Raw genomic sequence first — 12,536 nt, forward strand, 5'->3', positions numbered from 1 at the left:
CGCCTGGTCGGCATGGCGCTCGAAGTGCAGCCGCTCGTCGGCGCTGTCGAGGCTGGGAGGCAGCAGATGCAGCAAGCTCTTGGCGGCAAGCGTTCAGCGGCCGGCCGCGAGCACCAGGGCCTGGGCCTCGGCCGGCGTGACCGGCCCGTCGCCGGGCAGCTCGACGACGATCAGATAGCCGGCCAGGTCGGCGCGCGCGCCGGCCGCCGCATAGGCCTGGGCGAGCGCGAGCTGGCGGCTCGCCAGCAGGCGGCCGCTGGCCGGGTCCCAGTCTTCGTTGGAGATCATGCAGCCCTGCTGCGGCGTGCCGGGGAAGTAGGCGCTGCCGGCGTAGTAGGCCGGGTTGATCGTCGTGCCGTGCACGAGCAGCTCGTCGCGCCCGGCGCGGCCGGCCAGCCAGGCTTCCTTGAACGGCGCCCAGCCGCGCCAGCTCTCGGGCAGATAGCTCTCGTACAGCGCCTCGCTCCAGTCGGCCGCGCCGGTGGCGTCGACATGCTCGAACTCGGCCGGCGTGGCCTCGATGGGCAGCTTGCTGTGCAGATAGGGCGTGGGGCCGATGTTGGGGTTGGTGGCCGTGCCGGCGCCGACGATGGTGAACAGGCCCTGCGGCGTGTTGCCGTTGGTGAGGGTGCCGGGCAGGCCGCTGCGCGCGAGCGCGAGCTGAGGCGACGCGAACAGCCGGCCCGCCGCGTCGCGCACGAAGCGGCCGTCGGCCGCGCGCACCAGGGCCAGGCCCATCTGCTGGCGGCCCGGGCGCTGCAGGCTGACGATGACCGGATAGCCCGGCCGCAGCGGTGCGGCCAGCAGCTCGGCGAGCGGCGGCTGGGGGGCGGCAATGGGCTGCAGGCGCTGCATCAGCGCGGTCAGGCGCGGGTCGTCGGCCCAGGCGGGGAATTGCTGGGGCAGCAGGGCCGCCAGCCGCGGCGCCGCGCCGGGATCGGCCCGCAGCAGCGTGTAGGCCGCGATGCCAAAGGGCTTGCTCGCCGTCAGCTGGGGCAGCAGCGGCCACAGCAGCGGCGCGGACTCGGCCGGGTAGAGGGTGTGGGCGGCGGTCAGCAGCGCGCGCTGCATGTCGGGGTCGCGGCTGCCGAGCGTGGGCAGCGCCTCCAGCAGCAGCGGGCGCGCCGCGTCGATCTCCGCGTTGTACTGGGCCACGGCGTCGAACAGGGCCGGCAGCGCCGCGTCGCGCTCGGGGCCGGGCGGCAGCGCTAGGCGCGTGCGGATGCCGGCGAGCGCCCTCTCGCGCAGCGCGCGTTCGCCGTCGGTGGACGCGGCGGGCCAGGACAGGTCCGCGGGCTTCAGCGCGAGCAGCTCGGCGGCGCTGTAGCGCTTCTCGGCGGAAGGCGGGCGCAATGGCGCGCAGGCGGCGAGGGCAAGGGTCAGCAGGACGAGCAGCGGGCGTCTAAGGATCATGGCGAGGAGATGATGGGCGCCTGTCGAAATCGCCGCGCCTGGTTCGTCGTAGTGTCAGGCATCGCCGCCCTCTCCCCCCGCCCACAAGGATCCCGATGAAACGCCTGCCCCTGATCGCCGCCCTGCTCGCCGCCAGCCTCGCGCAGGCCGCGCCGGTGAGCTACCAGATCGACCCGACGCACACCTACCCGAGCTTCGAGGCCGACCACATGGGCCTGTCCTACTGGCGCGGCAAGCTGACGAAGAACAGCGGCAGCATCGTCTACGACAAGGCCGAAGGCAGCGGCAGCGTGGACGTGCAGATGGACCTGGCCAGCATCGACTTCGGCCTGGCCGCGATGAACGAATGGGCCAGGGGCAAGGACTTCTTCAACCTCGAGAAGAACGCCCCCACCGCCAACTTCAAGGGCCGCTTCGACGGCGTGCCGGGCCAGCTGGTCGGCGAGCTGACGCTGAACGGCCGCACCAGGCCCGTGACGCTGGCCATCCACCAGCTCAGGTGCACCACGCACCCCATGCTCAAGCGCGACTGGTGCGGCGCCGACGCGTCCGGCAGCTTCAACCGCGAGGACTTCGGCCTCGCGGCGGGCAAGGACTGGGGGTTCAAGATGGACGTGGGCCTGCGCATCCAGGTGGAGGCCGTCGCCAAGGAGTAGCCCCCAAAAGAAACACGGCAGCGAAACGCTGCCGTGCCGGATTGCCAGACGCGGGCCGGGTCCGGGCTTAGACGCCCATCTCCTGCAGCACGCGCGTGGCCTTGTCGACCACGCTCATCTGCCACAGCATGTAGCGCGCATCCAGGCAGATGCTGCGCACGGCCTTGGGGTTGAAGTCCCAGTCGGAGATGACGGCGTCCAGCGTGCCGTCGAACAGCAGGCCGACGAGCTCGCCCTTCTTGTTCAGCACCGGCGAGCCGGAGTTGCCGCCGGTCGTGTCCAGCGTGGCCAGGAAGTTCACCGGCACCGAGTCCAGGCTCTTCATGTAGTAGTCGCCGTACTGCCTGGCCTTGATCGCGGCCAACTCGTTGGCCGGCGCGTCGAACTCGCCGCCGGCTTCGTCCGGGCCCTTGTGCTTGGCGACGATGCCGCGCAGCGTCGTGAACGGGGTCCAGGTCTCGCCGTCGCGGCCGGCGTCGCGGCCCTGCACCTTGCCGAAGCTGATGCGCAACGTGCTGTTGGCGTCGGGGTAGACGGCCTCGCCGCGGCTGGCGTGGAAGTCGATCAGCGCCTGCTGCGTGCCGGCATAGGCCTTCTGCAGCTTGCCGGCCAGCTCCTTGTCGCGGTTCTCGCGCCGCTGGTCGTCGTCGTAGAGGGCGACGGCGGCCTTGACGAAGCTGTCGTCGCTGGCCTGGAAGGCGGCGGCGTCCTTGCCCATCCAGGCCAGACGCGCCGCGTTGTCGGCGAGCTTACTGCCGTCATAGAGCCTGTCGAGCTGGGCGCGGACGCCGGCTTCGTCCTGGCCGGCCTTCAGGCCGAGGGCGCTCAGCCAGGCGGGGTTCAGCGTGTCGGCCGGCTGGGCGAGGTACTGGGCCAGGAAGTGGGCGGCCAGGCGCTTGTCGCTGGGCTCGTCGTAGCGGCGGTCGAGCTGCTGCTGGGCGGCGCGCAGGCGCGGCAGGTCGCGCTCCTGGTAGCCGCTCTTGCGCTCGGCGTCGGGCCTGGCCTGCTGCTGGGCGGTTTCGTAGAGCTGGCTGGCGGCCTTCAGCATCGCGGGCATCATGAAGCCCAGCAGGTATTCCTTGCGCGAGATGGCCTCGCGCTCGGTCAGCAGCGCGTCGGTCGCGGCAACGTCGGCGCCGTAGCGCGCCTTGCGCTCTGGCGAGGCGTCGACCCAGGCCTTGAGCTGGTCGAAGGCCGCAGTCTTGCGCAGCAGGAAATCGCTGTTGTCGTAGCTGGCCTGCTGGCCCTGGCGGTTCTTGTAGTAGTTCTGCAGGCCCTGCATGCGCGCGGCCATCTTGATCTCGCCGTCGCGGCGGCCGGCCGTCTCGGCCTTGATGATGTCGATGGACTCGCCCATGGCCTTCACGACGGCCGGCTGTTCCCAGCCGAAGGTGAAGGCCACCTCGCGCGGCAGCCGGTGGCGGTTGGTGCGGCCCGGATAGCCGGTGACCATGACGAAGTCGCCGGCGTCCAGCGGGCTGGAGGCCAGCTTCAGGTGGTACTTGGGCACATAGGGCTTGTTGTCCTTGCTGTAGTCGGCGGGCTTGCCGTCCGCACCGACATAGGCGCGGTAGAAGCTGTAGTCGCCGGTGTGGCGCGGCCACATCCAGTTGTCGGCGTCGCCGCCGAACACGCCCACGCCGGCCGCGGGCGCATGCACCAGGCGCACGTCGCGGATCTCGAGCTGCTTGATGAGCTGGTACTGCAGGCCGCCGAAGAAGGCGTAGACATTGCAGCGGTGGCCCGGGTCGGCCTCGCAGGCGGCGACGAGCTGCTTCTCGGTCGCCTCGATGGCGTCGGTGCGGGCCTTGCCGGCCAGCGCGCGGGTCCTGGCGTTCAGGATCTCGGCGCTGACGTCCCGCATGTCGACCGTGACGAAGACGCGGCTGCCGGGCGCCGCGGGCAGTTCGTCGGCCAGCGTGGCGGCGTAGAAGCCGTTCTTCAGCAGGTCGCGCTGCGGCGTGGAATTGAACTGCAGGCTGCCGTAGGCGCAGTGGTGGTTGGTGACGACCAGGCCCTGGGGCGACACGAAGCTGGCCGTGCAGCCGCCCAGCGAGACGACGGCGCCCATCGGGAAGGCGGTCAGGTCCTTCAGTGCGGCGGAGTCGAGCGCGAGGCCCTCGGCCTTCAGCGCCTTGGAGATCTGCGGCAGCTGCTTGGGCATCCACATGCCTTCGTCGGCATGGGCGGCGGTGACGGCCAGCGTGGCCGTGGCCAGCAGCGTGAGGGTGTGACGGATCATGGAGCGGATCGGTGAAAAACGAATCCGCGAGGGTAATCGCGCCGGGCCGCGGCGCCGGGGTGAGGAAAGGCAGGTTTCGGCTCGGGGAAAGTCCTGAGATCAGGCACCAGGCCGATCCGCTCGCCGCCGACGCGGCAGGCCTCGAACAGGCCCAGCGCCAGCTCTGCTCGCTGCCGGGCCGTCCGCCGGGCGGCCACGGAGCGTGCGCGTGGGGTCGATGCCCGGCCTGGCGTCGTTCATCAACTGGCCGAAGCGCAGCAGATCCGATGCCGCCGGAGCATCGGCCTGGCTCCGGCTGACCGGCCTCAAGTGAACTGCAGGTCCAGGTCGCCGTGGGCGTAGATGATGACGCCGGTGTCGGTCTCGGTGATGCGGTGGCCCGTCCCCGCGGGGGCGAGCTGGTAGTCGCCCTGCTGCAGCAGCAGGTCGTCCAGGAAGAGCTCGCCCTGCAGCATCAGGCATTCCTCGTCATGGCCGTGGCCATGGCCGGGCACGCCGGCGCCGGGCTCGGCGCGGTAGAGCAGTGCGGCCTGGCCGGCGCCGGCCCACAGCACGCGGCGGCGGATGCCGGGCGCGAACTCGGGCCAGCCGGCCTCGGCGTCGCGCACCAGCGTGCGCCGGGCCGCGACCGTGGCATCGGCCTCGCGCATGAACAGCTGCGCGCCTTCGAGGCTGATCAGCCGAGCCGCATTGCCGGCGGGCAGCAGCAGGAAGTCGCGCGCCGTCAGGGCCTCGGTGTCGATTTCGACGCGGCCTCGCAGCACGAGGAACTCCCTCGGGCCGTCCGTCTTCTCGAACTGCAGGAACTGGCCGGCCTGCAGCTCGATCAGGCAGACGCTGCGCGGCTCGCCGGGGCGCAGCGGGCGGCCGGCCGGCGCGCGGTAGAGCCAACGCAAGCCCGCCTCGGCTGGGGCGGCATTGCGGCGGCGCACGGTCACCATGCCGCGCTCGGCCTCGAGCGAGCGCTGCAGGCGGTCGTTCAGGCGCCCGCCCATGCGGCCCGGCTCGGCCGGTGCGGCCCAGGCGCTCGCGAAGGGCTCGCTGAGCAGCGGGCTCAGGTCGTCGTCGTTGGATTCGGGAGGGGTGGGCATCGTCGTGGTCATGGCGTCGCCCTCAGGCCGGCAGCGCATGGGCGCCAGTGTCGCCGAGCGCCTCGCGCAGCGTGGCCAGCGCGCGGCGGATCTGCGATTTGACCGTGCCCAGCGGCAGGCGGGTCTGGCTCGCGATCTCCTCGTGCGACAGGCCGTTGAAAAAAGCCAGCGCCACAAGCTGGCGCGGCTGCGGCTTGAGCAGCAGCAACGCGCGGTGCAGCTCGGCATGGCCCTGGGCCACGGCCAGCAACTCGTCGCCCGACTCGGCCGTCGGCGTGGCCAGCGCCGCAGCCTGCTCGTCCAGCTCCTCATGCTGGAAGCGGGCCTCGCGGCGGATCGCGTCGATGGCGCGCGAGCGCGCCATGCCCAGCAGCCAGGTCAGCGGCCGGCCGCGCCCGGGGTCGAAGCGCGGCGCCTGGCGCCAGACCTGGAAGTAGAGGTCCTCGGCCACCTCCTCGGCCAACTGGGGCCGGCGCACCAGGCGCAGCACCAGGCCGTAGACGCGCGACAGCGTCGCCTCGTAGAGCGCCAGCAGCGCGCGCTCGTCGTGGTCGACGATGGCGGCGATCCAGGCCTGCAGCTGCGCGTCGTCCAGCGGCGGGCAGCCGGGCTTGGCGGCCGCGGCGCAGGCTTCCTCGGCCTCCGCCTCATGCAGCTCGGCCTTTTCGTCGAACAGCAGCGCGTGCGCGGGCGGTTCGTCCGCGGACTCGGTCGGGTGTGGGAGGGTCATGGCAAACCTCAAACCAGAAGTTGGTCCACCTGCGGCTCGGCGCCGCGCAGAAAGATCGTCGCGCCCGCCTCGGTGCTGATGCCGGCGTGCAGGCTGCCGGCCCGGGCGAGGTGGTAGCCGCCCGCGCCGACCTCGATGCGGCTGCCGACCTTGAGCACGCCTTCGAGCACGAGGCACTCCTCGTCCACCGGGTGGCGGTGGGCGTCGAGGCGGGCGCCGGGCGCGAACCGGAGCAGATAGCTCAGAATACCCTCGCTCTCGTGCAGGATCTTGATCTGCACGCCGTCGCCGAAAGGCTGCCAGCCGGCCGCGCCCGCGGGCACGGTCAGGTGGCTGTCGTCGGTGTCGGCCACTCGCTCCAGCAGGCGCCTGCGGATGGCGCGGGCCTGGGCGGGGGTGGCGGCGGTCGAGGTCATGGGAGGGGCTACGCTGTGGCTTGGGTTTTGGATGCAGCGTACTTCCTGGCATCTACCCTGAACAGCCCGGCGTATCCCCTCGACGCATGCCTCAGACCTCCCATTTCGACCTCGTCAGCCACTGGCGCCTGGACGCACCGGTCGGGCGCGTCTGGCGGGCCATCACCGAGACCGAGCACTGGCCGCGCTGGTGGCCCGGCGTCGTCGCCGTGAAGCGGCTGAAAAACGGTGACGAACTCGGCGTCGGCCGCGTGCAGCAGATCCACTTCCGCACCGGCCTGGGCTATCGCCTGCTGCTGGAACTGGAGGTCACCGAGGTGCTGCGCGAGCAGCGCCTGCGCGCCCACGCGGCCGGCACGCTGGCCGGCGAAGGCATCTGGCTGCTGCACCAGGCCCTGCCCGAGGCCGGCGGGCACACCGACCTGACCTTCGTCTGGCGCGTCATGCTGCCGCCGGGCCCGCTGCGCTGGACGGCGCCGCTGCTGGCGCCGCTGTTCCGGTGGAACCACAGGCGGGTGATGCGGGCGGGGCGGCTGGGGCTGATCCGCCACCTCGCAGGGGCCCGTTGAACGCGGCCCCGGAGACTCAGGTCTTCGGCAGCGTCACCCCCACCTGCCCCTGGTACTTGCCGCCGCGGTCCTTGTAGCTGGTCTCGCAGACCTCGTCGCTCTCGAAGAACAGCACCTGGGCACAGCCCTCGCCCGCGTAGATCTTGGCGGGCAGCGGCGTGGTGTTGCTGAACTCCAGCGTCACATAGCCTTCCCACTCGGGCTCGAAGGGCGTCACGTTGACGATGATGCCGCAGCGCGCATAGGTGCTCTTGCCCAGGCAGACGGTCAGCACATTGCGCGGGATGCGGAAGTATTCGACCGTGCGGGCCAGCGCGAAGCTGTTGGGCGGGATGATGCAGACGTCCTTGTTGATGTCGACGAAGCTGTTCTCGTCGAAGTTCTTCGGGTCCACCACGGTGCTGTGGATGTTGGTGAAGACCTTGAACTCGGGCGCGCAGCGGATGTCGTAGCCATAGCTGCTGGTGCCATAGCTGACGATCTTGCGGCCGTCGTGCTCGCGCACCTGGCCGGGCTCGAAGGGCTCGATCATGCCGTGCTGCTCCGCCATGCGGCGGATCCATTTGTCGCTCTTGATGCTCATCTCGTCTTCCTTGTTTAGCGGGGGAGAACCCCGTCGAAATTCATGCCGCCATCCAGGTCGAGCACGAAGCCCTTGACCGTGGCGCGTTCGGGCACCGCGAGCCGGCCGTGGGCGATGGGGGTCCAGGGCAGTTCCTGCATCGCGATGCGCTGGGCCTTGGCGTAGATCGCCTTGCGTTCGGCCCGCGTGGACGCCTGCCGGGCCTGGGCCAGCAGCTCGTCGTAGGCGGCGTTGCACCAGGAGGTGCCGCTGTTGGCCTTGCAGCCGAGCTGGCCGAAGGTGTTGGCGGGTTCGGGGTCGCTGTTCCAGCCGCTGAGCGCCGCGTCGTGCTCGCCGGCATCGATGCGGCGCAGGTACTCGCCCCATTCGTAGCTGACGATGCGCGCCGTGACGCCGACCTTGGCCCAGTCGGCCTGGATCATCTGCGCCATGCGCTGGCCGTTGGGGTTGTAGTTGCGCACCACGGGCATGGCCCACAGCGTGAGGCTCAGCGGCAGCACGCCGGCCTTCTGCAGCAGGGCCCTGGCGCGGGCCGGGTCGTAGGGCTTGGGCTGGAGGGTGTCGTCGTGCGCCCAGTTGGCGGCCGGCACGATGCTGCGGGCCAGCGTGCCCGCATCGCCGTAGACGGCGCGCAGGATGGCGGCCTTGTCGATGGCCATGTCCAGCGCCTGGCGCACCTCGACCTTGGCCAGGGCCGGACGCCGGGTGTTGTAGGCCAGGTAGCCGATGTTCATGCCGGGCGCCGTCGCGAGCTTGATGGCGGGGTCTTTCTTCAACTCGTCCAGCTCGGCAGGGCCGACCGGCGCGGCGACGTCGCACTCGTCGCGTCTGAGGCGCTGGGCGCGCACGCTGGCGTCGGTCGTGACGGCGAAGACGAGCTGGTCGGCGCGCGGGCGCTCGTCGCCGCGCCACCACGTCGGGTTCCTGACGTAGCGGATGACGCTGTCCGCGCGGAAGCTCTTGAGCTGGAAGGGACCGGTGCCGACCGGCATCTGCGCGATGCGCTGCGGCGTGCCGGCCTTGAGCAACTGGGCACCCAGTTCGGCGGACTGGATCATCGTGAACGTGAAGCTCAGCGCCGACAGGAAGGAGGCGTCGCGTTCGGCCAGCGTGAAGCGCACCTGGTGGTCGCCCAGCTTCTCGACCTTGCGGATCAGCTCCTCCCAGCCGAAGGACAGCACATAGGGCGACACGTTCGGGAAGGCCTTGGCGAACTCGCTGTCCCGGCTGAGCAGGCGGCCGAAGGTGAAGAGCACGTCGTCGGCATTGAACTCGCGCGTGGGCTTGAAGCCCTCGACCGTCTGCCAGGCCACGCCACGGCGCAAGTCGAGGGTGTAGGCCAGGCCGTCGGCGCTGACGCTCCAGCCGGTGGCCAGACCCGGGATGAGCTGGTCCGTGCCGCGCCTGAGTTCGATCAGCGTGCCGAAGACGGGCGCGTGGGCGACGTGATCGACATAGCTGTCGGTCATCGCCGGGTCGAAGGTCTTGGGGCTGCCGGCGGTGCAGAAGCGCAGCGTCGTGTCGGCGCCCGCCAGCAGCGGCAGCGCAAGCAGCAGCGCAGCCACGCGCCTCACTTGGCGATCTCCGCAGCGGGCACGAAGGGCAGGATGCCCATCGATTGGTACAGGGCAGCGGGCGACAGCGCCTGGGTCTGGCCGTTGAGCCCTCGGAACACCAGGGCCACGCGGCGGATGGCGCGGATGTCGGCCACCGGGTCGCCGTCCACCAGCAGCAGGTCGGCGCGCTTAGCCACCGCGATGCTGCCGATGTCGCCCAGCCGGTCGCTGTACTTCGCGCCGTTCCAGGTCGCGATCTTCAGCGCCTGGCCAGCCGGGATGCCGGCCTGCACATACAGCTCCAGCTCGCGCTGCAGCGCGAAGCCCGGCGTCGCGTCGGTGCCCGCCACCAGCGGGATGCCGGCAGCATTCATGCGGCGCAGCAGGTCCATCATGACCTTCCAGCTCGCGCGCCAGCGCCTGGCCTTGGCGTCGTCCATGTCGACCTCGGCGGACAGCAGGCCGCGCTGCACGACGGCCGGCAGGTTGGCCGCCACCATCGCATAGCTCGGGTTGGGCTGGCCCTGGCGCTGGGTGTACTGGGACTCGAAGGCCGTCATCGTCGGGTCGACGACGGTGCCGTGCTTCTTCAGCAGCGCGATGAAGTCGCGGGTGCGGGCGTCGTTGAGCCTGAGGTCGGCCGCCTTGTCGCCGACGAGGTTGAAGCGCAGCAGCGTGCGCGTGTCGTCGGTCTTGCCGACGAGGAAGTTCAGCGTGATCTGGTTGATGTGGTGGACTTCGTCGAAGCCCGCCTCCACCGCCTGGCGCGCCGTCATGAAGGCCGGCACATGGCCGCCGGTGCGCAGGCTTAAGCTCCGCGCATGGGCCACCATGGGCTTGACCCACTCGGGCCGGATGGAGTTGTAGAGCTTGAGCTGGCGGTAGCCGTGGGCGGCATACCAGTCGATGGCGGCGAGGGCGTCGGGCAGCTTGTCGGGGACGAAGTCGGCCTGCGACGAGAACGGGCTCTTGCCTTCGATGAAGCCATTGGCCGCGATGCGCGGGCCGAGCACGTCGCCGCGCTCGACGCGCCCGCGCAGCTCGGCGAGCTCGGCATTGCTGTTGCCCACGTCGCGCACCGCCGTCACGCCGGCGGCCAGGTCGAGCAGCAGCTCGCCGGCGGTCAGGTGGGCGTGCATGTCCACGAGGCCGGGCAGCAGCGTGCGGCCGCGGCCAGCGATGCGCTGGGCCGGTGCGGCATTGGCGAAGCGGCCCGGCCTGGCGATGGCCGCGATGCGCCCTTCGTACAGATAGACGTCCGACGGGCCGCGCAGCACGGCGGCCTGCGCGTCGAACCAGCGCACGCCCTCGATGACGGTCAGCCCCGGCAGCGGCTGCGGCAGCTCCCTGGCCAGGCGCTGCAGGCGCGCGAGCTGGGCCTGCTTCTGCGCGTCGGTCAGCCGCTCCAGCTCGCCCTCGAAGCCCTGCTGAAGCGTACCGCCCCAGCCCGGGTAGACCTCGGCGAACAGCGCATGGTTGTCCTCGCGCAGCCAGAGGTAGGTGGGCTCCAGGTCCAGGCCGGTGATGACGTAGAGGCCGATCTCGTAGGCCTGGCCGGGCAGCGCGAGCTGCTGCAGGCGCTCGATGGCCGGCCGCCCCACCGGCAGCGCCTCGATGCGCGGCGCCCTGGCCGCGAGCAGGCTCTGCGCCAGCCGCGCGGTCCAGGCCGGGCTGGCCTGCACCGGCAGATAGACCGCATCGCGGGCGGCGCCGGGCCGCTCGCCGCTGTCCACGGGTGAGCGCCACGCCACCTTGCCGTCGGCCTGGCGCTCGAAGCTCTCGGCGATGCGCGCGCCATAGCTGGACACGCCCTCGGTGCGATAGCTCATCCACGCGCCGTCGGGCGCGAAGGCCATGACCTCCTTCTGGTCGGGGCCGCGGCCGTTGTTGCGGTAGCTGTAGTCCACCTCCACCCGCCCGGCCGACTCGGCGACCAGGAGCCGGCCGCAGGCCACCTTGCTGCACAGCACGGTGTAGGTCTGGGCCTGGGCCTGGGTCTGGACCGCAGCGGCCATCAGCAGCGCGGCGAGCAGGGTGGGCAGCAGCTTCATCGGAGTCTCGCGGGGAGTTGGGGCTGGCGCGGACTTTACTGACGCGCCCGGCCCAGCGACGCCACGCCCTTGTTGGCCAGCGCGTCGGCGCGCTCGTTGCCCGGGTCGCCGGCATGGCCCCTGACCCAGCGCCAGTCCACCGAATGCAGCTTGCGCAGCGCGTCCAGGCGCTGCCAGAGCTCGACGTTCTTCACCGGCTTGCCGTCGGCCGTCTTCCAGCCGCGGCGCTGCCAGTTGACGATCCACTCGGTGATGCCCTTGCGCACGTATTCGCTGTCCAGGTAGATGACGACGTCGCAGCTGCGCTTGAGCGAGGCCAGCGCCTCGATGGGCGCCATCAGCTCCATGCGGTTGTTCGTCGTGCCCGGCTCGCCGCCGAAGAGTTCCTTGTCGTGCCCGCCGCTGGACAGCCAGGCGCCCCAGCCGCCGGGGCCGGGGTTGCCCTTGCAGGCACCGTCGGTGTAGATGGTGACCTGCGGGCGCCTGATGGCGACGGCAGGCTTGGACGTTTCAGTCATGTTTCCTGTGATGGTTGTTCAATGCGACGGCGGGCGCTTTCTTGGCCGCCAGGCGCGAGTTTTTGGCCAGGCCGATCAAGCGCATGCCGTGCACGCGCTTGACCGCCTGGATGAAGTAGACGGCGCCCAGCACCGGCCACCAGCGCGAGCCCACGCCCTCGGCCCACTGCCAGCGCTGCAGCCAGGCCTCGGTGCGCAGCGGCGGGCGGTAGACGCCAAAGCGTGCCGCCTCGACCTCGAAGGACAGCAGCTTGAGCCAGTCGCGCAGCCGCCAGTAGCCGATGAAATCGCCATCGCGCGGCAGATAGGGCTCGCCGCGGCGCTTCAGCCGGCCCAGCTTCTGGCGCAGCCCCCACAGGCTGGCCGGGTTCAGGCCGAAGACGATGAGCCGCCCCTCGGGACGCAGCACCCGCTCCACTTCGCGCAGCAGCGCATGGGCGTCGCAGGCCTGCTCCAGCGCGTGAGGCAGCAGCACGAGGTCCAGGCTGGCACTCTCGAAAGGCAGGGCCTCGAACTCGCAATGCAGGTGCCGGCCGACCACCCAGCGATGCGGCATGCGGTTGGCCTGCAGCCCGCCCAGCCCGGGCAGGCCGAGCTGCAGCGCATGGAAGCCGAACAGGTCGGCCACGGCCGCGTCGACCTGGGCCTGCTCCCAGGCCAGCAGATAGCGGCCGGGCGGGGTCTGCAACCAGGCGGCCAAATCTATACTCG

Annotated in this window: 12 protein-coding genes; 2 read left to right on the forward strand and 10 right to left on the reverse strand. The window is 71.0% G+C overall.

The genetic code is table 11. The features are described 5' to 3' along the window. Window positions 1-93: 93 nt before the first annotated feature. A complete protein-coding gene (locus tag NYP07_RS06070) occupies window positions 94-1,413 on the reverse strand; it encodes a hypothetical protein (protein ID WP_268148470.1) in 1,320 nt (439 codons plus the stop codon). A gap of 95 nt (window positions 1,414-1,508) precedes the next feature. Between NYP07_RS06070 and NYP07_RS06075 the strand changes: the two genes are divergently transcribed. Next, window positions 1,509-2,069: a YceI family protein gene (locus NYP07_RS06075; protein WP_268148471.1), complete on the forward strand. Its 561-nt coding sequence runs from the start codon at window positions 1,509-1,511 to the stop codon at window positions 2,067-2,069. 67 nt (window positions 2,070-2,136) lie between these two features. On the opposite strand, the gene NYP07_RS06080 is transcribed toward NYP07_RS06075, so the two are convergent. From NYP07_RS06080 to NYP07_RS06095, 4 genes are all read right to left on the reverse strand, one after another. Beyond that, the gene (locus NYP07_RS06080; protein ID WP_268148473.1) at window positions 2,137-4,311 is read right to left on the reverse strand and encodes a S46 family peptidase; all 2,175 of its coding nucleotides are present in this window, start codon (window positions 4,309-4,311) and stop codon (window positions 2,137-2,139) included. Window positions 4,312-4,616: 305 nt separating this feature from the next. Next, complete coding sequence (locus NYP07_RS06085) at window positions 4,617-5,414, reverse strand: cupin domain-containing protein (RefSeq protein ID WP_268148475.1); 798 nt, start codon at window positions 5,412-5,414, stop codon at window positions 4,617-4,619. A 10-nt stretch (window positions 5,415-5,424) separates the two neighbouring features. Further along, window positions 5,425-6,132: a sigma-70 family RNA polymerase sigma factor gene (locus tag NYP07_RS06090; protein WP_268148477.1), complete on the reverse strand. Its 708-nt coding sequence runs from the start codon at window positions 6,130-6,132 to the stop codon at window positions 5,425-5,427. Between the two features lie 8 nt (window positions 6,133-6,140). Then, window positions 6,141-6,548, reverse strand: coding sequence for a cupin domain-containing protein (locus tag NYP07_RS06095; protein WP_268148479.1), 408 nt, complete (start codon window positions 6,546-6,548; stop codon window positions 6,141-6,143). A gap of 86 nt (window positions 6,549-6,634) precedes the next feature. Between NYP07_RS06095 and NYP07_RS06100 the strand changes: the two genes are divergently transcribed. Next, the gene (locus NYP07_RS06100; protein ID WP_268148481.1) at window positions 6,635-7,117 is read left to right on the forward strand and encodes an SRPBCC family protein; all 483 of its coding nucleotides are present in this window, start codon (window positions 6,635-6,637) and stop codon (window positions 7,115-7,117) included. A gap of 16 nt (window positions 7,118-7,133) precedes the next feature. Here NYP07_RS06100 and dcd read toward each other — a convergent pair whose 3' ends face one another. Genes dcd through NYP07_RS06125 form a run of 5 tightly spaced genes read right to left on the reverse strand, consistent with a single transcriptional unit; the run spans window position 7,134 to window position 12,525 of the window. After that, on the reverse strand, window positions 7,134-7,700 hold the full coding sequence (gene dcd / locus NYP07_RS06105) for a dCTP deaminase (RefSeq protein ID WP_268148483.1): 567 nt from the start codon (window positions 7,698-7,700) through the stop codon (window positions 7,134-7,136). A 14-nt stretch (window positions 7,701-7,714) separates the two neighbouring features. Continuing rightward, window positions 7,715-9,274: an ABC transporter substrate-binding protein gene (locus NYP07_RS06110; RefSeq protein ID WP_268148485.1), complete on the reverse strand. Its 1,560-nt coding sequence runs from the start codon at window positions 9,272-9,274 to the stop codon at window positions 7,715-7,717. Then, window positions 9,271-11,307 carry an amidohydrolase family protein gene (locus tag NYP07_RS06115; RefSeq protein WP_268148487.1) on the reverse strand — a complete coding sequence of 679 codons (2,037 nt, stop codon included), beginning with the start codon at window positions 11,305-11,307 and terminating at the stop codon, window positions 9,271-9,273. The genes NYP07_RS06110 and NYP07_RS06115 overlap by 4 nt, the downstream gene beginning before the upstream one ends. 35 nt (window positions 11,308-11,342) lie before the next feature. Further along, complete coding sequence (rnhA, locus tag NYP07_RS06120) at window positions 11,343-11,825, reverse strand: ribonuclease HI (RefSeq protein WP_268148489.1); 483 nt, start codon at window positions 11,823-11,825, stop codon at window positions 11,343-11,345. Continuing rightward, window positions 11,818-12,525: a class I SAM-dependent methyltransferase gene (locus NYP07_RS06125; RefSeq protein WP_378989568.1), complete on the reverse strand. Its 708-nt coding sequence runs from the start codon at window positions 12,523-12,525 to the stop codon at window positions 11,818-11,820. The genes rnhA and NYP07_RS06125 overlap by 8 nt, the downstream gene beginning before the upstream one ends. Window positions 12,526-12,536: the final 11 nt, after the last annotated feature.

The sequence above is a fragment of the Pelomonas aquatica genome (genome assembly GCF_026712205.1).
GTDB lineage: Bacteria > Pseudomonadota > Gammaproteobacteria > Burkholderiales > Burkholderiaceae_C > Pelomonas > Pelomonas aquatica.